Genomic DNA, 22,076 nt, shown 5'->3' with positions numbered 1-22,076 from the left:
GATCCCGATCTCTGGACAACAACTTAGGTTAGGTTAACCTAATCCGCGATCACCGTCTCTTCCAGGAGGAACGCTCCAATGCCGCAGGCCCCCATCCCCCCGCTGTCCACCCTCTCCCGGCGCGGCCTGCTGGCCGCGGGCGGCGCCGCCGCTCTCGGCGCCCTGCTCGGAGCCTGCGGCGAAGACGGCGGGGACACCGCCGCGGCGGAGGGCGGCGCCTGGACCTTCACCGACGACCGCGGCGAGCGGGCCGCCCTGAAGGCCCCGCCCCGGCGGGTGGTGGCCTACGTCGGGTCGGCCGCCGCCCTGTACGACTTCGGCGTCACCGACCGCATCGTCGGCGTGTACGGCCCGGCCAAGCGCGCCGACGGCTCGCCGGACCCCCAGGTCGGCGAGGTCCCGGTGGACCGGCTGACGATCATCGGCAACGCCTACGGCGAGTTCAACATCGAGAAGTACGCCGGGCTCCGGCCCGAGCTGCTGGTCGACCACGTGTTCGTGGGCAAGGACCTCTTCTACGTCCCGGCCGAGAGCAAGGACAAGATCTTCGCGCTGGCCCCCTCGCTGGGCATCTCCACCGGGGCGGTGTCGCTGCGCAGGCCGATCGAGCGGTACGCGGCGCTGGCCGCCGCGCTGGGCGCCGACCTGAACGCCCCCAAGGTCACGCAGGCCAAGGCCCGCTTCGAGAAGGCCGCCGAGGAGCTGCGGGCCGCCGCCCGGGCCAGGGGCGGGCTGAAGGTGCTGGCCGCCTCCGGCAGCCCCGACCTCTTCTACGCCTCCAACCCGGGGAAGAACACCGACCTGATCTTCTTCAAGGAGCTGGGCGTCGACCTGATCGTGCCGGACAAGGTGAGCAAGGAAGGCTACTTCGAGGAGCTGAGCTGGGAGAACGCCGGCAAGTACCGGGCCGATGTGATCCTGCTCGACAGCCGCACCCAGGCCCTGCAGCCCAAGGACCTGGCCGCCAAGCCCGCCTGGCGCGACCTGCCCGCGGTCAAGGCCGGGCAGGTCGTGCCCTGGCAGCCCGAGCCGCGCTTCTCCTACGCGGGCTGCGCCCCGATCCTGGAGGATCTGGCGAAGACCGTCCGTACGGCCAAGAAGGCCGGCTGACCGGCCCCGCGCCGATCGCACCGGGGCCGGCCGGCGGCAGCCGGGTCACTGGTAGGCGGGGGCGAACCAGCGGACCTTGTAGAACTGGGCGCCCTTGAGGGTACGGACGGCGGCCCTGCGGCCCCCGCCGAAGAACTCGGCGGTGTCGGTGCACCACGTCGTGGCGCACCCGGCGCTGGGCCTGGTCAGCACGACCTGCTTGGTGCGGGGGTGGTCGCCCACCGCCTTGACGATCGGCACGTCGACGCTCCCGGCGTGCCGGTACGCCGTCGTGAAGGATCTCGCCGACTTCTTGTAGTGGTAGACGCCGTGGTTGGTGGTGACCCAGAGCCGGTCCCGGTTCCCGTAGACGGGCGCCAGGTCGTGGCCGCCGTGGCTGGGCAGGGCCACCCTGCCGTGCTCGGTGAGGGTGGGCCGGCCCGCCGTCCCGCCCACCTTGAGGCTGACGAGATGGCCGTCACCGAGGGCCCACAGGACCTTGCGCCGCGGGTCCCACAGGACGCCGTGCCCGCCCCTCAGCCTGTACTCGGCGTGGACGTGGGAGTGGGGCCCCCGCGACGCGGCGTACACGCGGATCCAGCCGCCCGTGCTCGCGGCGGCGGCGACGTTGCCGTTGGGGAGCAGCTCGACCGCGTGGGGGTTGCTCAGGACACCGGTGTCGGTGGCCCACAGCCGCCTCCCCGAGGGGTAGGCGACCGCCCCGAGGAAGCCCTTGGAGTCCGCGGCGAGCACGTACCTCTTCCCCTTGGCGGCACGGACCCGCACGTCGGACGGCAGCCCCCATCCGGCCACCACGTCGCCGAAGCCGTTGGCCACCCCGGGGGCCCAGGACCACTTCGCGGACTCGGCCGTCCAGGCCCGGGTGCGCGCGTTCATGACGACCACCCGGCGGCTGCCCTGATCGCCGCCGATGACCAGGCCCGCGGCCTTGCCGCCGGGCCTGGCCGGAGTGGCCAGCGACGCCCGCAGCCCGGCGGGGAGCGGGTCGGTACGCGGGACGAATCCCGGCGGCACCTCCGGCGAGTCCGGATTACCCGGAGTGCTCGGAGCGCTCGGACTGTTCGGAGTGCCCGGCCTGGTCGGCGTCGGGAACAGACGGGCCGCCGGGACCGCGGCCTGGGCCGGGGCCGTCAGGACGGCGGTGCCCAGGAAGGTACCGGCGAGTACGGTCAAGGCGTTGCGCAGCATGGACGGCTCCCGCGGTGGACGGCGTGCGAGGAGCGTCGTCCCCACCGCAGGTGGCGAGAGCCGGGCCGGAACGTGATCAATGGGCGACGGGCACGGAAAGGTGTCCGCGCCCGGCCCGGCGCCTCACACGTAGATCGCGTCGTGGAACGCGACCTCGGCGTCCAGCATGCCGGTGAACCAGCCCGCCAGCACGGAACCCGGCACGGTGAGCGTGTCGACCTGCGCGGCCAGCGCCGCCACCCCCGAGCGGAACGGGTCGCGGGCGTGCAGGGCGACCCAGTCGGCGATCGGCCCCGGCGGCACCGCGCCCCCCTCGTGCGCCCGCGTGCACCAGGTGAGGTAGAGGGTCTCGGCGGCGAACAGGGTCGTGGTCACCGCCGCGTACCCCCCGGAGCGCGCGGCGTCCAGGGCGAACTCGGAGAGGCGGCCGGCCTGGACGAGCGCGGCGCCCGACAGGTCCGACCGGACCGGCCAGGCCGCCCTGGCCGCGCGGAAGTAGTCCACCTGCTCGGTCGTGAGGGCGTGGACGGCACGGGCGTTGCGCTCCAGGGCCTCGCGGTCGGGCGCGTCCCAGACCGCCAGGCCGTGCAGGCGGGTGGCCGTCTCGACGAACTCCTCCTCGATCCGCAGGTAGTCGGCGTACGCCTGGTCGCCGATCACGCCGCCGCCGACCTCCCGGACGAAGCGCATCCCCAGGGCGCGGTCCAGGGCGCCGGCGCATTCGTCCAGGAGCCACCGCGAACGGGGGCTCACGCGGCCAGCCATTCGACCAGGCCGCCGAAGACGCGGGCGTAGCCGTCCCAGTCCTCGCAGAACTCGGTGGGGGCCCAGTGCGGCGAGCAGTCGGAGGTGAACACCGCCGAACGCCCCCGGCCGTACTCGGCGACCGCCACCAGCGGGTCCTCGTTCAGCGTGGCCAGGACCTTCGTCGCGGCCCGCGGGCGCACCCGGTTGTAGCCGAGCAGGTCCGGCCAGGCCCCGCTGACCCCGCCCAGCGCGGGGTGGGACGGGTCGGTCACGGCGGCCGCGGCGCCCGCGGGCAGCTCGACCCGGTCGTCCTCGGCGAGCAGCTCGACCGGCAGCACCTCGTGCAGGACGGTGTTGCGGAACGCCGCCTTGCCCTCGAAGCCGGTGAAGGACAGGTAACCGCCGATCATGAGGAGCCCGCCGCCGGCGGAGACCCACGCGCGGAGCGCCGCGAGCCGGTCGGCGCCCGCCCGCGCCCGCTCGAACACCTCGGGGGCGAGCTGGAGGGAGTTGGCGCCGATGTCGGAGAGGACGACGACGTCGTACCCGGAGAGGTCGGCGGGGAACTCGGCGGGGACCAGGTGCGCGGGCAGGTGCACCACCTCGTGGCCGCGGCTCTCCAGGGCCTTGCGCAACGGCTCGACGCCGACGACGTACGAGCTGGTGGTGAAGTGGTCCACGCCCTTGATGTGGGTGGACTGGGTGACCCAGCTCTCGCCTGCGATCAGGACGCGGCTCATGGGGAACTCCTTCGTGGCACTGTCGGGAACAATCGCGCCGGGCGGCGCTGGAGGACGCGGGGCTCAGCCCCCGGACGCGGCCGCCTCGAACAGCCGGGCCGGGTTGCCCCGCAGCAGGTCGTGGGCGGTCTCGGGAGCGACGCCGAGACCGGCCAGGCGCTGGACGAACAGGGTCGGCACGTAGCGGAAGCCGTTGCCGCCGTACCGGGTGAGCATGCCCTTGAGGAAGACGTCGTGGCTCAGCAGCAGCCGCCGCGCGTGCCCCCGTCCGATGAGCCCGGCCACCGCCCGCGCGGTCTCGTGCGGCGCCGGGGACTGGCCCTCGCCGGGATACAGGTACGGCATCCCGATCATGTCGAACTCCAGCCACACGCCCCGGTCGGCCACCGCGTTCTGGTAGCCGGGGTCGTCGCCCGAGGGGTCCATGTGGCACAGGACCACGGCACCGGGCGGCACGCCGTAGTCGCCCAGGACGATGTCGAGCACCTCGTGGGCGCGGCGCCGCCAGCCGGGCAGGTGGATGTAGAGGGGAACGCCCGTCTCGCGCTGGGCGCGGGCCGCCGCGCGCAGCGCGTGACGCTCGGCCGGGGTGAAGTCCGCGGAGACGCCGATCTCCCCGATCACGCCCGGCGCGATGCCCGTGCCGTCCGCGCCCCCGGTGAACTCCGCCACCAGTTCGGCGGCCAGGTCCCGCTCCGAGGCCGAGGACAGGTGCGGCGGATGGAACCGCTCCAGGTACCAGCCCGACCCCATGACGACGCGCACCCCGCTGCGTTCGGACAGGGAGCGCAGCACCCGGGGGTCGCGGCCCAGGCCCGCCGGGGTGACGTCCACGACCGTGCCGCCGCCCGATCCCGCGAAGGCGGCCAGGTCCGCCAGCATCGCGCCGGTGTCGTCCAGCACGCAGTGGTCCAGGCAGGCGTAGGGGTTCTCCCGCAGCAGCCAGGCCAGGTCGGCGGAGGTCAGGGCGTCCCGCAGGAAGCCCAGCTCGGGATCGGCCGGCGGGGTCACCGCCGCGCGCACGTCGTTCCACAGGTGCTCGTGGGTCAGGGTGAGACCGAGCCCCGCCGCGGGGACGGGGCCGGTCACCGTCGTCACGCTCGTCATCGACTTCGGCCCAGATGGGCGAACAGGTCGGAGACCGTACGGCCGCGGAGGTTGATCCAGATGGCGGCGATCAGCACCAGGCCGGTGATGATCGGCGTCAGGAACGGGCTCACGCCCAGCAGGGTCAGCCCGTTGGCGATCACCCCGGTGATCACGGCGCCGATGATGGTGCCGACGACCGTGCCGCGCCCGCCGAACAGGTTGGTCCCGCCCAGCACCACCGCGGTGATCACGGTCAGCTCGAACATCTCGCCGGAGTTGGCCGAGCCCGAGCCGAGCCGGGCGGCGGTGAGGATGCCCGCCGCGCCGGCGGCCACCCCGGTGAGCATCAGCGTGATCATCTTGATCCGGTCGGTGTTCACGCCCGCCCGGCGCACCGACTCCTCCTGGGAGCCGATGCCGTTGACGTAGATGCCGAACCGCATCCTGGACAGCACCACCGCGCCCACGACCACCACGGCCAGCGCGATCCAGGCCAGCACCGAGAAGCCGAGGAACTCCGCCTCCCCGATCCTGGCCACCAGCAGCCGCTTGTCGATCGGGACCGAGAATCCCTGCGTCCACAGCTGTGCCAGGCCCCGGATCACCGACATGGTGGCGAGCGTGACGATGAACGGCGGGATCTTCTGGTACGCCGACAGCCAGCCGTTGACCGCGCCCCAGAACAGCCCGGCCGCCAGCCCCGCCACGATGACCAGGGAGGAGTCCCACCCCGCGCGCAGCAGCTCGGCGGTGGTCACGGCGACGAACGCGACCGTGGACCCCACCGACAGGTCGATCTGGCCGGTGCTGATCACGAACGTCATCGCCACCGCGACGATCAGGGTGATCGCCACCTGGGTGGCCAGGTTGGACAGGTTCCCGAAGGTGAGGAAGTTGTCGGCGGCCAGGCCGAACCCGGCGAACACCAGCGCGGTGACGGCGGCCATCGCCAGCGTCGCCTTGTTGGCACGTTCCCACAGGCTCGGCTCGGAGGCCGTCACGGTGCCGCCGCTCCGGACGGTGGTCTCCACGCTCCGCTCGGTCATGCGTCCTCCCCGTGGGGGGCGGCCCCCCACACCCCCCGGCACAAGCAGGCGCTCATGCCCTCGCTGCGCTCGGTCATGCGTCCTCCCTGTGGGGGGCCGACCCCCCACACCCCCCGGCACAAGCAGGCGCTCATGCCCTCGCTGCGCTCGGTCATGCCGCCGAACCTTCCGCGTTCGTCCTGGTGATCATGCCGACCAGCCGTTCGATGTCCAGGTCGGCGACGGCCTCGTCCTCCACGCTGCGGCCCTCGTACATCACGGTGATCCGGTCGCAGACCTCGAAGAGGTCCTGCAGCCGGTGGGTGATCAGGATGACCCCCACGCCCTGCCGGGCGACCCGGCGGATCATGCTCAGCACCTGGCGGACCTCCGCGACCGCCAGCGCGGCGGTGGGCTCGTCCAGAATCAGCACCCGCGGCTGGAAGGAGACCGCCCGCGCGATCGCCACCGCCTGCCGCTGCCCGCCGGACAGGTGGCCGATCTCCTGGTGCGTGGAGCGCACCCGCACGTGCAGGTCCGACAGCATCTCGGCGGCCTGGTGGTGCATCCTGCGGCGGTCGATGAACGGGCCGCGCCGCGGCTCGCGCCCCAGGAACAGGTTGTGCGCGACGTCGAGGGTGTCGCACAGCGCCAGGTCCTGGTAGACGATCCCGATCCGCTCGGCGCGGGCGTCGGCGGGGCTGGTGAAACGGACCTCGCGGCCGTCGATGGCGATCGTCCCCGAGTCGTGCCGCAGCGCCCCGGCCAGGACCTTCATCAGCGTGGACTTGCCCGCGCCGTTGTCGCCGACCAGGCCGAGGACCTCCCCCGGCCGCAGGGTCAGGTCGACGCCCTGCAGGGATTTCACCGCCCCGAAGGACTTGGTGATGCCGCGCAGGCTCACCAGCGGTGTGTCACTCATCGCTCACTTCCCGAGGTAGTACAGGTAGTCCTGCACGTTCTGCGGCGTCACGATCTGCGTGGGGACCGGGACGTCCTTGGGCGAGGGCCGGTCGCAGGCCAGGTCGATCGCGGCGTTCATGGCCTCGTGGCCGAACCTGAAGGTGTTCTGCTGGACGACGCCGACGATCCAGCCGGCCCGCAGCCCGTCGACCGCCTGGGAGGACAGGTCCCAGCCGACGACCTTGATGTTGCCGGTGCGCTGCTGCGAGCCGACCGCGGCGGCCAGGCCGATCAGCGCGGGCTCGCCGGTGGCGTAGGCGTAGGGCAGGTCCGGGTTGCCGGTGAGGAGGTTCTCGGCGGCGTTCTGCGCGTTCTCCTGGATGTTGCGGCCGTCCACCACCGTCTTGATCTTCATGCCCTTGGCGGTGACGGTGTCGGTGAAGCCCTTCTGCCGCTCCAGCTGGATGGTGCTGTTGAGCGCGCCGACGACGCCGATGTCGCCCTTGCCGCCGCTGAGCTTGAGCAGGAAGTCGCCCAGCTGCCGGCCGCCCTCGGCGTTGGCGACGCCGACCTGGGTGGAGACCGCCGGGTCCTTGACCGTGGCGTCCACCGCGACGACCGGGACGCCGGCCGCGTGCGCGCGGCGGACGGCGGGCTTGATGCCCTCGGTGTCGATGGCGTCCACGATGATCGCGTCGTACTTGTTGGCCACCAGGTCGTCGATGGCGTTGGCCTGGGCGGTGGCGTCGTCGTTGCCGTTGACGATCTGCACCTGGGCGCCGGCCTTGTCGGCGACCGCCTTGGCACCGGTGTTGATCTGGTTGAAGAACAGCGCCTGCAGGTTGATCGTGACGATTCCGATCTTGGGCGCGCGGCCCTGCACCTGGCAGGACTGGGCGACCTTGGCGGGCGGCGGCGGGCCCGCCTGCGTCGCCTTCTGGTCGGACTCGGTCTCCTTGCGGGCCTGGGCGTCGCAGCCCACGGTCGTGGCCGCCAGGCTGAGCGCGACCAGGGCCGTCACCATCTTCTTCATCTTGGGTCCTCTCCCTCGGGTCCCTCGGGTCCCTCGGCGCCGGCGGATGCGCGATGCGGGGTGGCCGCGCGGGGCTGCTCACGATGAGCGTCTGCGGGGTGACCTGCCACGGCGTGACCGGTCTCGGGGCGGTGGGTGTTCAGGTAGTCCAGGACGGCGGCGCGGCGCGGCAGCCCGTCCCGCGCGCCCGGCCTGGTGCACGACAGGCCCGCCGCGACGGCCGCGAACCGGGCCGCCTCGACCGGGGCCGCGCCGCGGTCCAGTTCGGCGCCGTAGGTGCCGGCGAAGCAGTCGCCGGCGCCGGTGGCGTCCACGGTGGTCACGCTGATCGCGCGCCCGTCGTGCCGTTCCCCCGACGGGGTCAGCAGCGTCCAGCCTCGCGGCCCGTCGGTGACGACCAGGTGCACGGCGTGGACGGCGGCCGCCTCGGCGAGCGCGGCGTCGCCGCCCAGCAGCCGGGTCGCCTGCTCCCGGCCGACGATCGCGTGGTCGGCGACCGCCAGCGCCGCGCGCACGGCCTCCGCCGTGTCGGCCCCGTCCAGGTCCACCAGGACGCGCGGCGCCCCGGCGCCCCCGTCCCGGGCCCCGGCGACCACGGACGCGGCCTCGGGGAAGCGGTAGCCGTCGAGGTAGAGCCAGCCGGCCCCGGCCGCCGCCGCGGCGTCGACGACCCGGGTCACATGGCCGGTGCCCAGATCGTCGTCCTGGCTGATGATGGAACGTTCCCCGTCCGGCGTGAGCAGGATAACCGAGGTGGTCAGGGCGCCGGTACGGGCCGTCCAGGACACCTCCACGCCGTCCGCGGCCAGGGCGCTCAGGAACGCCTCGCTCAGCGGGTCGCCGCCCACCACCCCGGCGAACCGCGCGTCGGCGCCCGCCCGGGCCGCCGCCACCGCGGCGTTGGCGCCCATCCCGCCGTCCCCCCGGTCGAGCCGGGTGGCCTGGACGCGGGCGCCGGCGGCGGGCAGTTCCGGCACGCTGACGGTCAGGTCGCTGTTGGCGTAGCCACAGAAGACGATCATGGAAGCTCGGCACCGGCCTTGCGGGCGGCCCCGGCCAGCTCGCGCACCCGGGCCGGGTCGACCCTGCCCCACCAGCGGCCGTTGTCCTTGACGGAGGAGGCCACGATCACGCCGTCGCAGGCGGGCAGCAGCCCGCCGATGTTGGCGGCGCTGATGCCGGAGCCGATGATCACCGGCAGGACGGTGGCGGCGGCGATGCCCTCGACCTCGTCCAGGGCCGCCGCGTCCCCGGTGCGGGAGCCGGTGGCGATCAGCACGTCGGCGTCGAAGAACTCCGCGTCCTCGGTCTGCTCGGCCAGCGAGCGGTCGGCGACGATGGAGTGCGAGCCGTGCTTGACGTGCACGTCGGCGAAGACCTTGACCGGCTTGGCGCCGATCCGGCTGCGGTAGCGGGTGGCCCTGGCGGACTGGCCCTCGATGATGCCCTCGTTGGCGACGTAGGCGTTGGCCCACTGGTTGACCCGGACGAACCCGGCGCCGCCCGCCCAGGCCGAGGCGATGGAGCACTCGGCGGCGTTGGACAGGACGCTGACGCCGACCGATCCGGCGGTGGCCTCGCGCACCCGCTGGGTCACCACGGCCATCGAGGCGGCGGTCTCGTACCCGTGCTCGCCGGGCTTCAGGAAGGGGATGTCCCAGTGGTTCTCGACGATGACGCCGTGGAACCCGTTGCCGAGGTACCCGCGCGCCTCCTCGACCGCGAACGCGGAGATCTCGTCGAGCGGGACGCCCTCGTAGTGCGGGCTGCCCGGCAGCGGCGGCAGGTGGACGGCGCCGATGAGGGCCTTCGCGGTGCCGAACAGTTCCTTGATCGCGTTCGGCTTGGGCGGGAAGACGCCCAGCCCGCGTCCGCCCCCGGAGGTCTCCGTCATCCCGTCTCTCCGCTCTGTTGCTGTAATCGATTGCAGTCGAGGTTGGAATGAACCGTAGGTATATATCCGCAGGCAGTCAAGGGCCTATACTCAGGCGAGCAAGGGGCAACCGATGAAGTTCCGGTTGCGGATCGTTTCATGGAGGTAAACGATTGCACCGGGCTGAGGGGCAAGGTCAGGGCCGGGTCACCATCTCCGAGGTGGCACGGCACGCCGGGGTGTCGACCGCGACGGTGTCCCGCGTGCTGTCGGGGCGCGGCCAGGTGTCGCCGGAGATGCGGCGCCGCGTCCGGCGGACCGCCGAGGAGCTGGGCTACCAGGTCAACTCGATCGCGCGCGCTCTGCGCAACAGCCGTACCGACACCGTGGGCATGGTCGTCCCGAGCATCACCAACCCGTTCTTCACCTCGCTGGTGGAGAGCGTCGAGCACGCGCTGGGCCGGGAGGGCAAGGAGCTGTTCCTGTGCGACGCCCAGTCCGACCCCGAGGTGGAGGCGCGCCGGCTGGCCTCCCTCGTGGCCCGCAGCGTGGACGGCATCATCGTCAGCCCCAGCCACGGCACCGCCAGCGGAGCCGCCGTGCAGGAGACCGCCGACCGGCTGCCGCTGGTCCAGCTGGACCGGTTCGTCGGCGGGACGGACACCGACTGGGTCGGCGTGGACGACATCGCCGCGATGCGCCAGGTGATCGATCACCTGTACGCGGGCGGCGCCCGCTCGGCCTCCTTCGTGGGGTCCCGGCTGACCAACTCCTCCACCGAGCAGCGGCTGGCGGGCTTCCGGCGCCGCGCCGGGGAACGGGGCATGACCGTCCGGGAGGAGTGGATCCTGCTGGACGACTACACCGTCGAGTGGGGTGAGGCCGCGGTGGCCCGGCTCGCCGGCCTGGACACGCTGCCCGACGCGATCGTGTGCGCCGACGACCTGATCGCGCTCGGCGTCACCCGCGCCTGCCGGGCGCACGGGATCGACGTCCCGGGGCGCGTGCAGGTGACCGGGTTCGACAACATCGAGTTCGCGCGCCTGAGCGAGCCCGCGCTGACCACCGTGGACCAGCCCCGCGACCGGATCGCCGCCGAGGCGGTCCGGCTGCTGGCCGCCGCCGCGGAGTCCGCGGCCGGCGGTGCCCCGCGCGACCCCTGCGCCCACATCGCCCTGGTCCCGTCACTGGTGATCCGGGACAGCACCCGCTCCGCGGAGGGGACCTCGTGACCGGCCCCGCGGCGGAGAACGGCGCGGCGATGGACCGCGAGGCCGTCGATCTCGCGCGGCGGCTGGTCCGGCTGGACACCCGCGCGGGCGGCGAGCGGCCGGCCGCCGACCTGGTCGCCGGCGTCCTCGGCGCCGCCGGGTTCCGGGTCCACGTGGACGAGCCGGTCGCGGGCCGCGCCAACCTGATCGCCCGGTACGGCCCGGGCACCCCGGCGATCACCTTCACCGGCCATCTGGACACCGTCCCGGCCCGCGCGGAGGAGTGGTCGTTCGACCCGATGAGCGGCGAGATCCGCGATGGGCGGCTGCTGGGGCGCGGCGCCAGCGACATGAAGGCCGGGGTGGCCGCGCAGGTCGCCGCGGCGGTGCGGCACGCCCGCGAGCACCCGGAGGCGACCGGGCCGCAGCTGGTGTTCACCTTCGGCGAGGAGACCGGCTGCGACGGCGCCGCGCTGCTCGACCCGTCCCGTCTCGTCCCGGCCGAGCTGCTCGTCGTGGCGGAGCCGACCGGCAACTCCCTCGTCCTCGGGCACAAGGGCGCCCTCTGGCTGCGGCTGACCGCGCGGGGCGTCTCCGCGCACGGCTCGCGTCCCGAGCTGGGACGCAACGCGATCGCCGCGCTGGCGGGCGCCGCGCTGCGCGTGCACGGCCACGCGGGCTGGCCGGAGAGCCCCACGCACGGCCGGGCCACGGTGAACGTGGGCACCTTCCACTCCGGCGCGCAGCCCAACCTGGTCCCCGACCACGCCGAGATGTGCCTGGACATCCGGACCGTCCCGGGCTTCGGCTCGGACGAGGCGGTCGCCGAGATCGCCCGGCTGTGCGGGCCGGACATCGCGATCGAGCGGATGCTCGACCTGCCCGGGGTGGCCACCGACCCGGGCGTTCCCGGGCTCGGCGACGCCCTCGAGGCCCTGGTCCCCGGCTCCTCGGCCCGCCCGCCCGCGTACGCGACGTTCTTCACCGACGCCTCGGTCCTGCGGGACCTGCTGGGCGGCCCGGCGGTCGTGGTGTACGGGCCGGGAGACGCCGAGCAGGCGCACGTCACCGACGAGTCCTGCTCCGTGGCCAACATCGTCGAGTGCGCCGGGGCCCTGCACCGCCTGCTGCGCTCCCGTTCCTGACGGCCGTTCCCCGGCCGGCGCGTGCCGGGCCGGTCGCGTCCCGGGCGGGTGCGCCGCTCACACCAGGGACGTGAAGATCTCGGTCCAGAAGCGCTGCCGGTCGGGGTCGGCGCCGACCAGGTAGGTGGCCTTGAGCTTGGGCGGCAGCAGCGGGGCCGGCCGGGCGGCGGTCTCCTCGTGCTCGCGCAGCTGGCAAAGCTCGGCGTTGGCGAGGACGCGGTGCACGACGTCGGTACTCATGGGCCAAGTACACCGGTTCCTTCCGGTTTCACCGGATTTTCCAGCGGTGCCGGACCGGCGGGATGATGGCCCCCATGCGCGACGAGGATGTGCGGACCTGCCTGCGGGTGCTGGACGAGCTGGCCTCCGCGCCGGACGGCGACCCGGACCGGGAGCGGGTCCGGAAGGCGGTCAGCGCGTTCGTGAAAAGGACCCGGGTCCGTGACCGGGCGCTGGAGCGGCGGCGGCGCGCGGCGGCCGACGCGGCCCTGCTGGCCGCGACCGCGACCGGTTCCCGTGACCGCGTGGAGGGCGCGCCGCTGGCCGCGCCCGACGAGCCGGACGAGCCGGACGAGCCGGAGGAGCCGGAGGAGTCTCCGGTCCCGGTACGGCTCGGCAGCCTGCGCGCCTGCTACGTCTGCAAGGCCCGTTTCAGCGAGCTCGACGAGCACTACCACCGGCTCTGCCCGCCCTGCGCGCGGGAGCACCGCGAGCACCGCCACGCGCGCGCCGACCTGACCGGCCGGCGCGCGATCGTCACCGGCGGGCGGGTGAAGGCCGGGTTCGAGCTGGTGCTGAAACTGCTGCGGGACGGCGCCGAGGTGACCGCGCTGACCCGCTTCCCGGCGGACGCGCGGCGCCGGTTCGCCCAGGTCCCCGACCGCGGCTCCTGGCAGGACCGGCTCACCGTCACCGGGCTGGACCTGCGCGACGTCCCGGCCCTGGTGCGCTGGTGCGACGAGCGGGTCGCGTCCGGGGAGCCGCTGGACATCCTGGTGAACCTCGCCGCCCAGACACTACGCCACCCGCCCGGGTCGTACGCGGCGCTGCTGGAGGCCGAGGGGAGGGCCGCCCCCGCCCTGGCGGCGCCCGCGGCGCCCCTGGCGCTGCCCGCGGACCTGGAGATCCCCGCCGGGCCGGGGGCCGTGGACGTGGCGGGGATGCTGCCCGACCCCTCCCCGGTCAACTCCTGGACCCGGCTGGTGCACGAGGTCGACCCGGTGGAGCTGCTGGAGGTCCAGCTGATCAACGTGACCGCGCCGTTCCTGCTGCTGGGCCGGCTGCGCCCGCTGCTGGAGCGCTCCCCGTTCCCCCGCCGGTACGTCGTGAACGTCTCCGCCGCCGAGGGGCGGTTCGACCGGCCCCACAAGGGCCCCGAGCACCCGCACACCAACATGGCCAAGGCCGCGCTCAACATGCTCACCCACACCAGCGCGTCCGAGCTGGCCGGCCGCGGTGTCTACCTGACCAGCGTCGACCCGGGCTGGTTCACCGACCAGCACCCCGAACCCGACCGGGACCGCCGGACCGCCGCCGGGTTCCGGCCGCCCCTGGACGTGGTGGACGCCGCGGCCCGCGTCTACGACCCGATCGTCCGCGGCGAGCGCGACGGCGCCCCGCCGTACGGCTGCCTGATCAAGGACTACCGGATCGCTACCTGGTGATCGTTCCGGCGATCACCAGCAGCTTGCGCAGCGAGCCGACGAAGCCGTCCTCCAGCAGCTTCAGCGCCACCAGCCACGCCTCTGGCCGGCCGCCCAGGTGCTCGTGGACGTGCTCGGCCAGCCGCCGCAGCACCCGCGGGTCGGGCAGGCCGTCGGTGGGGGCCAGGACGGCGTCGGCCTCCACCTTGTCGAGCACGTCGTCGGCCGACAGCGGGGGCCCCTCGCGCAGCCGCCGGAGCCCGGCCACCTCCGCGCCGTAGGCCCGGGCCGGATCCCAGTGCGCCGCCTTGGCGGGGTCGCGCAGCCGGCGCCGGCCGTGCCCGGTCTCGTCCACGAAGAACGGGGCCAGCGCGACGTCCCCGGACCGGCCGAGCAGCGCCCGGATCTCGGCGGTGCCGCGCGCCGCCGGAAGCCACAGCGACTCCGCGACCACGTCCAGCACCTCCTCCGGCAGGGTCGCGACGACCCCTTCGGGGGTCAGCGTGCCCGCGACCAGGCCGTTGCCGACGACCTTGAGCAGCACCTCGGCGCCCGGACGCGCGCCCTGCCCGCACAGGTCGGCGAGGACCTCGGGGGCGGGGTCGCTGATGAACACCGCCAGTTCGGGATGGTCGGCGGCCACCATCCGGCTCAGCTCCAGCGGCAGGTCGGTGCGCCGGGCCATGAACCCGGCCGCGCGGTACGGGAGGGGGCCCTCGGCGGCCCGCCGCCGGGGCTCGTCCTCCAGGACGGCGTGCCAGTCGACGCGCGGGATGCCGGGGTGGCGGCGGTTCACCACCGTCCGGACCAGCGGCGGGTCGCCCCGCCACGGTTCGCAGGAGCCGGTGTCGGCGAGCTCGGCGACCGTCCGCAGCAGCTCGGGCCGGCGCACCCGCTCCGACAGCTCCCGCAGCCGCCGCGCCCCCTCCTCTCCGCTGATCGCGGCCTGCGCGTACGCCAGCACGCTGGGCTCGCTCCCGTCCGGCCCCCAGCGGTCGGCCGGCAGCAGGCCCCGCGCCACCAGGTCGCGGATCTCGTGCCCGCGCCCGGCGTCGAGCAGCGTCCGGCAGGCCCGTACGGCACCGTGCGGATCGGCGCCCGCGCCCAGGAAGCGCAGCGCGGTCCCGGCCAGGTCGGGGTCCTGCGCGTGCAGGAGGGCGTGGTCGAGCGGCTCCGGCGTCCGGTGCCCGGCCATCAGCAGCTCGCGCATGCCCTCGGGCAGCGGGACGGGCGTGACGCCGTCCCGCCGCGAGGTCTGGTGGGCCAGCTGGCGGCGCAGGTTGCGCGGGATCCGGGTCAGCCCGCCCTCCGCGCCCAGGATCGACGCGTTGGTCTCCGGGTCGTCCAGGTCCAGCAGCCGGCCCAGCAGGGTCGGCGGGCCGTCGTTCAGCAGCGCGTCATCGACGAGCCGGTCCAGCTCCTCCCGCCTGCCCCGCCGGAGCACGGCCTCGGCGACGACCCGGTTGGGGGTCCCGTGACTGTGCAGGGCGTGGCGGACGCGTGCGGCGGGCAGGTGGCCGAGCAGCGCGTCCATCTCCGCCGGGGTGGCGAACCGCAGCAGCCCGGCCGTACAGCGCGCGATGTTCTGCGCCCGGGTGACGTGGCCCTTGCGGGACTTGGTCATCCGGTTGGGGATCTTGGGGGTCACCAGCCGAACCGTAACGAACCCGGCGCGCGCCCGCGACGGCTACGGCGGGCTCACCCGGTGGCAGGCCATCGGCGGTGCCGCCCGCTCGGGCCACTCGTCACCGCCGGGCGTGATCAGCCAGATCCACCGGTCCGGGTCGTTTCAGCCGCCGCCGCTCAGGCGAAGAGCTCCTCGACCGACTCCGCCGTGATGGCCCGGTCATGCCAGACCTCCAGAAGCTCGAGGTCCGTACACGACGTGATCCGGCCCCGCTCCTCCTCGGAGGGAACCAGACCACGCCTCGTCAGAACCCTGAGCACTGCCTCGGTCGTGCCTTCGATCCTGCCCTCGGCCATGCCCTCGGCCCTGCCCTTGGCCTGGCTCTCGCGAAGGAACTCCGTCCGGAACTGGTAGTTGCTCGTGGCCACGATGTCCTCCAGGATCTTGCGCGCCGCCCCGGGCAGGCGCGACGAACGTGCGAACACCCTCCCCCGCCGGGAGGAGGGTGTTCCATGCGTTTCAGCCGCCGCCGCTCAGGCGAAGAGCTCCTCGACCGACTCCGCCGTGATGGCCCGGTCATGCCAGACCTCCAGAAGCTCGAGGTCCGTACACGACGTGATCCGGCCCCGCTCCTCCTCGGAGGGAACCAGATCGCGCCTCGCCAGAACCCTGAGCACCGCCTCGGCAAGCGCCTCGGCCTTGCCCTTGGCCATGCCCTTGGCCATGCCCTCGGCCATGCCCTCGGCCTTGCCCTTGGCCTGGCTCTCGCGAAGGAAGTCGGTCTGGAACTGGTAGGTGCTCGTGGCCACGATGTCCTCCAGGATCTTGCGCGCCGCCTCGGGCAGGTGCGACGCGATGTAGTCATAGTACTTCGCCTTGACGTCGGAGGCCGTGACCTCCAGGCCGGCGCAGAACGCCTCCAGGACGGGACGGCCCAGGGGACCGCCGCCTTGGGCGAGGGCGCTCAGCGCCGCCAGTTCGGGCATCTCGCGGGCCTTTCCGGGGTCGGTGACCGCCGGTATGTCGGCGAGGCTCATCACCAGCGGTTTGAGGACCCAGCCGGGGTGCCCGGTGTCGATCCACTCGGCGCATCTGGCCGCGGTGGCCCGGTCGGGGCAGAGCACCAGCAGGGTGACCGGGCACTCCTTGCGGGCGCGGAGGGTGGCCATGTACGCGGGCCAGGTGTAGGTCTTGCGTTTGCTGGGCTTCATCTGGACCTCGAAGATGATGCCCAGGTCCGGCTTGACGGGGTCGCCCATCATGATGGTCGCGTCGCAGCGGAACTCGGTGGGGTCGCAGTCGTTGTAGGTCTCCGAGCCCAGCGAGACGTCGGCCTCAGGGATCTTCAGGTCGAAGAGGGTCCGGAGTAGCTCGGGGGCGAGTGCCGGCCGGTTCCGGACCATCTCCAGCGGCATCTCGTGTTCGATTGATGGCACGCGCGGCAAACTATCCGCGTTCGGAAGATCACCGTGTGTGATTCGTGCAAGTGAAGGTAAAGAATGCGGCGGCCCCGTCCCGGTGGGGTGGCGGTGGGACGGGGCCGCGCGGCCGCGCGGGACCCGGGCGCCGGACGCCCGCGCGGAGTCTGTCAGCCGGTGCCCTCGGCGCCCGCCCCGGTCAGGGAGCGGACCTCGATCTCGGCGTACTTGGCCGGGTTGCGCTCCCTGCTCAGCATCGTGCCGAGCCAGCCGCACAGGAAGCCGAACGGGATGGAGACGATGCCCGGGTTCTCCAGCGGGAACCAGCTGAAGTCCACGCCGGTGAACAGGGCCTTGGGCGAGCCGGAGACGACCGGCGAGAAGACGACCAGCAGGACCGCCGAGCCGAGGCCGCCGTAGATGGCCGAGACGGCCCCCGCGGTGTTGAACCTCTTCCAGAAGAGGCTGAAGAGGATCGCGGGCAGGTTCCCGGAGGCGGCGACGGCGAACGCCAGGGCGACCAGGAAGGCGACGTTCAGGCGCTGGGCGTAGATGCCCAGGACGATCGAGACGGCGCCGATGACGAACGCGGAGATGCGGGCGACCCGGACCTCTTGGCGCTCGGTGGCCTTGCCCTTCTTGAACACGTGGGCGTACAGGTCGTGGGCGAAGGAGGACGAGGAGGCCAGGGTGAGGCCGGCGACCACGGCCAGGATGGTGGCGAACGCGACCGCGGCGATGATCGCGAGGAGGATGGTGCCGCCCGCGTCGCCCAGGACCAGCTCGCCGACGCGCTGGGCGAGCTGGGGCGCGGCGGTGTTGCCCGCCGGGTTGGCCGCGGCGATCTCCTTGGTGCCCACCAGGGCGGCGGCGCCGAAGCCCAGCACCAGGGTGAGCAGGTAGAAGACGCCGATGATGCCGATGCCCCAGAGCACCGACTTGCGGGCGTCCCGGGAGGTGGGGACGGTGTAGAAGCGGATGAGGATGTGGGGCAGGCCGGCCGTGCCCAGCACCAGCGCCAGGCCGAGGCTGATCAGGTCGAGCTTGCCGGTGAGGCCCTGCTCCTCGGTGGCGTAGCGCTGGCCGGGCTCCAGGAACGCGCCGGACTTGCCGCTCTGCTGGGCCGCGTCGCCCAGGAGGGTGGAGAGGTTGAAGCCGAACTTGGCCAGGACGAGGATGGTCACCAGGGTCGCGCCGCCCATGAGGAGGACGGCCTTGACGATCTGGACCCAGGTGGTGCCCTTCATGCCGCCGACGACCACGTACACGATCATCAGGGCGCCGACCAGCACGATCGTGGCGGCCTTGGCGAACTCGCCGGTGAACCCGAACAGCAGGGCGACCAGCGCGCCCGCGCCGACCATCTGGGCGAGCAGGTAGAAGATCGACACCGCGATGGTGGAGACGCCCGCGGCGGTGCGGACGGGGCGAGGGCTCATCCGGAACGCCAGCACGTCGGCCATGGTGAAGCGGCCGGAGTTGCGCAGGAGCTCGGCGACCAGCAGCAGCGCGACCAGCCAGGCGACCAGGAACCCGATCGAGTACAGGAACCCGTCGTAGCCGTAGAGGGCGATGAGCCCGGCGATGCCGAGGAACGAGGCGGCCGACATGTAGTCGCCGCCGATCGCCATGCCGTTCTGGGCGCCGGAGAACGACCGGCCGCCGGCGTAGAAGTCGGTGGCGTCCTTGGTGTTGCGGCTGGCCCAGACGGTGATCGCCAGGGTGGCGGCCACGAAGGTCAGGAACAGGACGACGGCGAGGGTCTCGTGGCTCACTTGGTGTCTCCGCTCTCGGCCTCGACGCTGGCGCGCACCTGGTCGGCGAGCGGGTCGAGGCTGCGCTCGGCGTGCCGCGCGTACAGCCAGGCGATGAGGAAGGTGGACACGAACTGCAGCAGCCCGAACACCATCGCGACGTTGATGAAGCCCACCACCGAGGTGCCCATGAAGTCGCGCGCCCATCCCGACAGCACGACGTAGAGCAGGTACCAGGCGAGGAAGGCGGCGGTCATCGGGAAGGCGAAACGGCGGAACCTTCGCCGTAGTTCCTGGAACTCCGCGCTGCCCTGGAACCGTTCGTAGACGGTCCCGGTTGCCCTCTCTTCGACGGCCACGAATCCTCCTTAGCTGTGACGCCGGTCACGCGCAACCGTAGAAAAAGGGCGTGCCGTGGGCGAGAGGGCCCGCCCGTGCCTGCGGCCAGGCGGCGCCAGGCGGCGACGATCCACCCGCCGCGTCGACGAACGGTCGGCTGGGCGCGGTGAACGGTCGCCCCCGTCCAGGCCGCCGCGCCCGCCCGACCGCCCGCCGGGTCAGACCCGTTTGGGACGCCAGGTGCCGCGGTCGACGTCCAGGGACTCGGGCGTGTGCAGGCGGACCATCATCCGGACCACGCCCGGCGGGACGCCGCGCGGCGTGCACCAGGACACGACGATCATGACGGCGAAGGCGACCGGGACCGTCCAGGCCGCGGGCTGGGCCAGCAGCGCGCCGGGCAGCCCGGACGGCGGGCCGGCGGCGATCGTCACCACCACCGCGGCGCCGGCCAGCGCGCCGCCGGTCACCAGCCCGGCCAGCGCGCCCGCCACGGTCAGCCGCCGCCACCACACGCCCAGCACCAGCAGCGGGCAGAACGTCGAGGCGGCGACGGCGAAGGCCAGCCCCACCACGTCGGCCACCGCCAGCGACCGGGCGGCGATCGACAGGCCCAGCGGCACCGCCAGCGCCAGCAGGGTCGCGGCCCGGAACGAGCGGACGCCGCCGCGCAGGATGTCCTGGCCGAGGACCCCGGCGACCGACACCGCGATCCCCGAGGACGTCGACAGGAACGCCGCCACCGCGCCGCCGGTGACCAGCGCACCCAGCAGGTCGCCGCCCAGCCCGCCGATCACGCGGCCGGGGAGGGTGAGCACGACCGCGTCGGTCCGCCCCGTCATGAGCAGTTCGGGGGTGTAGAGCCGGCCGAGCGCCCCGTACAGCGCGGGCAGCAGGTAGAACGCGCCGAGCAGGGACAGCACGATCACCGTGGTCCGGCGGGCGGCCCTCCCGTCGGGGTTGGTGTAGAAGCGCACCAGGACGTGCGGCAGCCCCATCGTGCCGAGGAACGTGGCCAGGATCAGCGAGTAGGTCGCGTACAGGGAGTGCTCGCGGCCGTCGAGCGGCTTGGCCCATTCCATGTCGGTGCGCGCGGGCGTCCCGGTCGCGTGCGGGACGTCCGCGCCCGCCGGGAACGTCAGGGTGGTGTCCCGGCCGACGCGGTGCGGCCCGGGCGCCAGGTCGAGCGGGGTCCCGGCGTACGGCCGGCCGTCCACCCGCCCGTGCGCCGTGACCCGGACGGGTTCGGCGACGTCCACGGTGACGGCGGTGGTCACCGAGACGGTGGTGCGCTCGGTGAAGCGGGGCGGGGCGTCGCGGGACAGCCCGGGCGCCCCGTCGTGCCGCCACGCCAGCAGCAGGAAGACCAGCGGTACGGCCAGCGCGGTGAGCTTCAGCCAGTACTGGAACGCCTGGACCATGGTGATGCTGCGCATGCCGCCGGCGAGCACGTTGACCGCGACCACCACGGTGACCAGCACGGCGCCCGCCCACACCGGCGCGCCCGCCACCGTGCGGAGCACCAGCCCGGCGCTCTGGAACTGCGGCAGCAGGTACAGCCATCCGATCAGCACCACCAGGACGCTGGTGACGCGGCGGACCGCCATCGACTCCAGCCGGGCCTCGGCGAAGTCGGGCAGGGTGTACGCGCCGGACCGCCGCAGCGGTGCCGAGACCAGCACGAGCAGGACCAGGTAGCCGCCGGTCCATCCGACCGGGAGCCACAGCATGTCCGCGCCGTAGGCCAGGATCAGCCCGGCGATGCCGAGGAACGAGGCGGCCGACAGGTACTCGCCGCCGATGGCCGAGGCGTTGCGCAGCGGCGTGACGGTGCGGGACGCGACGTAGAAGTCGGAGGTCGTCCGGGAGAAGCGCAGGCCGAGCGTGCCGATGAGCAGGGTGGCCAGGACCACCAGCGCCACCCCTGCCAGCCCGTACGCGGTGGTCAAGGGGTCTCGTCTCCGGGGTCCCGGTCGACCAGCTCGGCGAAGTCGCGTTCGTTGCGTTCGGCCTGGCGCACGTACCACCAGCCGCAGGCGACGAACGCGGGGTAGATCAGCCCGGCCAGCACCACCCACACCAGCGGCAGGCCGAGGAACCGCTGCGCGCGCAGGTCGGGGAACAGCGCGAACAGGGCGGGCAGGCCGATCACGACGCAGGCCAGCATCAGGCACAGCCGCACCGCCAGACGCAGCTGGGCGCGGACGAGGGAGCGCATGTACGCCTCGCCCAGGCCGGTCTGCTCGTCGATCTCCCGGGTGACCGGGTAGCGGGGGCGGCGGGCGGCGCGGGCGCGCGGCGCGGTCACCAGGACCCGCCCGGGCGCCGCCGGTGGCCGGTCGCGGTCGCCGGGGCCGGTCACGCCCGCCTCGCCTTGCGGACGAGCAGGTCGCGCAGCTCGCGGACGTGGCGGCGGCTGACCGGCAGCTCCACGCCGCCGACCAGGATGGTGCAGCGGCCCGAGTCCAGCCGGAGTTCCTCGATCGCCGAGAGCGCCACCAGATGGCTGCGGTGCACCCGGACGAACCCGGCGCCGCGCCAGCGGTCCTCCAGGGCGGCCAGGGGGATGCGCACCAGGTGGCTCGCCCCCGCGGTGTGCAGCCGGGCGTAGTCGCCCTGGGCCTCCACGTACAGCACCTCGGCCGGGGCGACGAAGCGGGTCACGCCGCCCAGCTCGACCGGCATCGGCTCGGGTTCGGACAGCGCGTCCAGAGCCCGCGCGCCGCCGCCGTCCGCGCCGTCCTCGGCGCTCCCGGCGTCCTCGCCGGTCCGGGCGCGCTCGGTGACGCGCCTGATCGCCTCGGCCAGCCGTTCCGGGCGTACCGGCTTGAGCAGGTAGTCGGTCGCCTTGATCTCGAACGCGTCGACGGCGTGCTCCTCGTACGCCGTGACGTAGACGATGTGCGGGGCGCGGGCGAACTGCGCGAGCACCCGGCCCAGCACCGTGCCGTCCAGGCCCGGCATCCGGATGTCGAGGAAGACCGCGGCGATCGGCCGGCCCTCCGCCAGGGCACGGTCGAGCCTGCGGAGCGCGGCGGCGCCGTCCCGGGCCGTGCAGATCTCGCCGATGCGCGGGTCGGCGCGCAGCAGATGCACGAGATCGTCCAGGGCGGGCGCCTCGTCGTCCACCGCCAGGACACGCAGGCCCACTCCATCGCCCCTTCTGTGTCGTAGGCCACATTCCAGTCAAAGGTCGGCCGTAAGTCAACCGTTCCGGCCCGCGGCCCTGTC

At 73.5% G+C, this 22,076-nt stretch carries 22 protein-coding genes; 4 read left to right on the top strand and 18 right to left on the bottom strand.

Annotated features, from left to right (window positions below):
- Positions 1 to 78: 78 nt before the first annotated feature.
- Positions 79 to 1,110, top strand: coding sequence for an ABC transporter substrate-binding protein (locus tag IW256_RS11255; protein ID WP_197010904.1), 1,032 nt, complete (start codon positions 79 to 81; stop codon positions 1,108 to 1,110).
- Between the two features lie 45 nt (positions 1,111 to 1,155).
- Here the strand turns inward: IW256_RS11255 and IW256_RS11250 are convergent, their stop codons facing one another.
- The 9 genes from IW256_RS11250 to IW256_RS11210 form a co-directional block, all read right to left on the bottom strand.
- A complete protein-coding gene (locus IW256_RS11250) occupies positions 1,156 to 2,298 on the bottom strand; it encodes a DUF6528 family protein (protein WP_197010903.1) in 1,143 nt (380 codons plus the stop codon).
- A gap of 123 nt (positions 2,299 to 2,421) precedes the next feature.
- Positions 2,422 to 3,051: a TenA family protein gene (locus tag IW256_RS11245; RefSeq protein ID WP_197010902.1), complete on the bottom strand. Its 630-nt coding sequence runs from the start codon at positions 3,049 to 3,051 to the stop codon at positions 2,422 to 2,424.
- Positions 3,048 to 3,785, bottom strand: a complete 738-nt coding sequence (locus tag IW256_RS11240; protein WP_197010901.1) for a glutamine amidotransferase — start codon at positions 3,783 to 3,785, stop codon at positions 3,048 to 3,050. Before IW256_RS11240 ends, IW256_RS11245 begins: the two co-directional genes overlap by 4 nt.
- Before the next feature lie 63 nt (positions 3,786 to 3,848).
- Complete coding sequence (locus IW256_RS11235; protein ID WP_197010900.1) at positions 3,849 to 4,883, bottom strand: phosphotriesterase family protein; 1,035 nt, start codon at positions 4,881 to 4,883, stop codon at positions 3,849 to 3,851.
- Positions 4,884 to 4,888: 5 nt separating this feature from the next.
- Positions 4,889 to 5,920: an ABC transporter permease gene (locus tag IW256_RS11230; protein WP_197010899.1), complete on the bottom strand. Its 1,032-nt coding sequence runs from the start codon at positions 5,918 to 5,920 to the stop codon at positions 4,889 to 4,891.
- Between the two features lie 151 nt (positions 5,921 to 6,071).
- Entirely contained in the window at positions 6,072 to 6,821 is a 750-nt protein-coding gene (locus IW256_RS11225; protein WP_231403743.1) for an ATP-binding cassette domain-containing protein, read from the bottom strand.
- A 3-nt stretch (positions 6,822 to 6,824) separates the two neighbouring features.
- Complete coding sequence (locus IW256_RS11220) at positions 6,825 to 7,835, bottom strand: substrate-binding domain-containing protein (RefSeq protein ID WP_197010898.1); 1,011 nt, start codon at positions 7,833 to 7,835, stop codon at positions 6,825 to 6,827.
- Positions 7,832 to 8,857 (bottom strand): carbohydrate kinase family protein, encoded by a 1,026-nt coding sequence (locus IW256_RS11215; RefSeq protein WP_197010897.1) that lies wholly within the window; start codon positions 8,855 to 8,857, stop codon positions 7,832 to 7,834. The genes IW256_RS11220 and IW256_RS11215 overlap by 4 nt, the downstream gene beginning before the upstream one ends.
- Complete coding sequence (locus tag IW256_RS11210) at positions 8,854 to 9,729, bottom strand: BtpA family protein (protein ID WP_197010896.1); 876 nt, start codon at positions 9,727 to 9,729, stop codon at positions 8,854 to 8,856. Before IW256_RS11210 ends, IW256_RS11215 begins: the two co-directional genes overlap by 4 nt.
- Positions 9,730 to 9,929: 200 nt before the next feature.
- Between IW256_RS11210 and IW256_RS11205 the strand changes: the two genes are divergently transcribed.
- Together IW256_RS11205 and IW256_RS11200 are read left to right on the top strand one after the other, a co-directional pair.
- Positions 9,930 to 10,940, top strand: a complete 1,011-nt coding sequence (locus tag IW256_RS11205; RefSeq protein WP_307828841.1) for a LacI family DNA-binding transcriptional regulator — start codon at positions 9,930 to 9,932, stop codon at positions 10,938 to 10,940.
- Positions 10,937 to 12,064, top strand: coding sequence for a M20/M25/M40 family metallo-hydrolase (locus IW256_RS11200; protein ID WP_197010895.1), 1,128 nt, complete (start codon positions 10,937 to 10,939; stop codon positions 12,062 to 12,064). The genes IW256_RS11205 and IW256_RS11200 overlap by 4 nt, the downstream gene beginning before the upstream one ends.
- Before the next feature lie 57 nt (positions 12,065 to 12,121).
- Here IW256_RS11200 and IW256_RS11195 read toward each other — a convergent pair whose 3' ends face one another.
- Positions 12,122 to 12,304 (bottom strand): hypothetical protein, encoded by a 183-nt coding sequence (locus IW256_RS11195; protein ID WP_197010894.1) that lies wholly within the window; start codon positions 12,302 to 12,304, stop codon positions 12,122 to 12,124.
- 74 nt (positions 12,305 to 12,378) lie between these two features.
- Here IW256_RS11195 and IW256_RS11190 point away from each other — a divergent pair, with 74 nt between their 5' ends.
- A complete protein-coding gene (locus tag IW256_RS11190; RefSeq protein WP_231403741.1) occupies positions 12,379 to 13,728 on the top strand; it encodes an SDR family NAD(P)-dependent oxidoreductase in 1,350 nt (449 codons plus the stop codon).
- Here IW256_RS11190 and IW256_RS11185 read toward each other — a convergent pair.
- The 8 genes from IW256_RS11185 to IW256_RS11150 all read right to left on the bottom strand — a co-directional run bounded on the left by IW256_RS11185 (position 13,718) and on the right by IW256_RS11150 (position 21,995).
- Positions 13,718 to 15,355 (bottom strand): hypothetical protein, encoded by a 1,638-nt coding sequence (locus tag IW256_RS11185; protein WP_197010893.1) that lies wholly within the window; start codon positions 15,353 to 15,355, stop codon positions 13,718 to 13,720. The two genes, IW256_RS11190 and IW256_RS11185, sit on opposite strands and share 11 nt — an antisense overlap.
- Positions 15,356 to 15,510: 155 nt before the next feature.
- Positions 15,511 to 15,819: an RpnC/YadD family protein gene (locus tag IW256_RS11180; RefSeq protein ID WP_307828840.1), complete on the bottom strand. Its 309-nt coding sequence runs from the start codon at positions 15,817 to 15,819 to the stop codon at positions 15,511 to 15,513.
- A 48-nt stretch (positions 15,820 to 15,867) separates the two neighbouring features.
- Positions 15,868 to 16,770, bottom strand: a complete 903-nt coding sequence (locus tag IW256_RS11175) for an RpnC/YadD family protein (RefSeq protein WP_197010892.1) — start codon at positions 16,768 to 16,770, stop codon at positions 15,868 to 15,870.
- Between the two features lie 152 nt (positions 16,771 to 16,922).
- Positions 16,923 to 18,527, bottom strand: coding sequence for a solute symporter family protein (locus IW256_RS11170; RefSeq protein ID WP_197010891.1), 1,605 nt, complete (start codon positions 18,525 to 18,527; stop codon positions 16,923 to 16,925).
- Positions 18,524 to 18,865, bottom strand: a complete 342-nt coding sequence (locus IW256_RS11165) for a DUF485 domain-containing protein (RefSeq protein ID WP_197010890.1) — start codon at positions 18,863 to 18,865, stop codon at positions 18,524 to 18,526. Before IW256_RS11165 ends, IW256_RS11170 begins: the two co-directional genes overlap by 4 nt.
- Before the next feature lie 198 nt (positions 18,866 to 19,063).
- Positions 19,064 to 20,794: a sodium/solute symporter gene (locus tag IW256_RS11160; RefSeq protein ID WP_197010889.1), complete on the bottom strand. Its 1,731-nt coding sequence runs from the start codon at positions 20,792 to 20,794 to the stop codon at positions 19,064 to 19,066.
- Positions 20,791 to 21,207 (bottom strand): DUF485 domain-containing protein, encoded by a 417-nt coding sequence (locus IW256_RS11155; RefSeq protein WP_197010888.1) that lies wholly within the window; start codon positions 21,205 to 21,207, stop codon positions 20,791 to 20,793. The genes IW256_RS11160 and IW256_RS11155 overlap by 4 nt, the downstream gene beginning before the upstream one ends.
- Positions 21,204 to 21,995 carry a LytR/AlgR family response regulator transcription factor gene (locus IW256_RS11150; RefSeq protein ID WP_197010887.1) on the bottom strand — a complete coding sequence of 264 codons (792 nt, stop codon included), beginning with the start codon at positions 21,993 to 21,995 and terminating at the stop codon, positions 21,204 to 21,206. Before IW256_RS11150 ends, IW256_RS11155 begins: the two co-directional genes overlap by 4 nt.
- Positions 21,996 to 22,076 lie beyond the last annotated feature (81 nt).

Origin of the sequence: Actinomadura viridis (genome assembly GCF_015751755.1) — a bacterium.
Taxonomy (GTDB): Bacteria; Actinomycetota; Actinomycetes; order Streptosporangiales; family Streptosporangiaceae; genus Spirillospora; species Spirillospora viridis.
Note: the sequence above shows the minus strand (reverse complement) of the source record. Positions and strands in the feature narration are given on the sequence as shown.

What these genes read in the sequence shown, in the direction of transcription:
- IW256_RS11255 (WP_197010904.1), top strand. Translation starts at nt 79, where the DNA reads ATGCCGCAGGCCCCCATCCCCCCGCTGTCCACCCTCTCCCGGCGCGGC.
- IW256_RS11250 (WP_197010903.1), bottom strand. Translation starts at nt 2,298, where the DNA reads ATGCTGCGCAACGCCTTGACCGTACTCGCCGGTACCTTCCTGGGCACC.
- IW256_RS11240 (WP_197010901.1), bottom strand. Translation starts at nt 3,785, where the DNA reads ATGAGCCGCGTCCTGATCGCAGGCGAGAGCTGGGTCACCCAGTCCACC.
- IW256_RS11230 (WP_197010899.1), bottom strand. Translation starts at nt 5,920, where the DNA reads ATGACCGAGCGGAGCGTGGAGACCACCGTCCGGAGCGGCGGCACCGTG.
- IW256_RS11225 (WP_231403743.1), bottom strand. Translation starts at nt 6,821, where the DNA reads ATGAGTGACACACCGCTGGTGAGCCTGCGCGGCATCACCAAGTCCTTC.
- IW256_RS11220 (WP_197010898.1), bottom strand. Translation starts at nt 7,835, where the DNA reads ATGAAGAAGATGGTGACGGCCCTGGTCGCGCTCAGCCTGGCGGCCACG.
- IW256_RS11215 (WP_197010897.1), bottom strand. Translation starts at nt 8,857, where the DNA reads ATGATCGTCTTCTGTGGCTACGCCAACAGCGACCTGACCGTCAGCGTG.
- IW256_RS11210 (WP_197010896.1), bottom strand. Translation starts at nt 9,729, where the DNA reads ATGACGGAGACCTCCGGGGGCGGACGCGGGCTGGGCGTCTTCCCGCCC.
- IW256_RS11195 (WP_197010894.1), bottom strand. Translation starts at nt 12,304, where the DNA reads ATGAGTACCGACGTCGTGCACCGCGTCCTCGCCAACGCCGAGCTTTGC.
- IW256_RS11190 (WP_231403741.1), top strand. Translation starts at nt 12,379, where the DNA reads ATGCGCGACGAGGATGTGCGGACCTGCCTGCGGGTGCTGGACGAGCTG.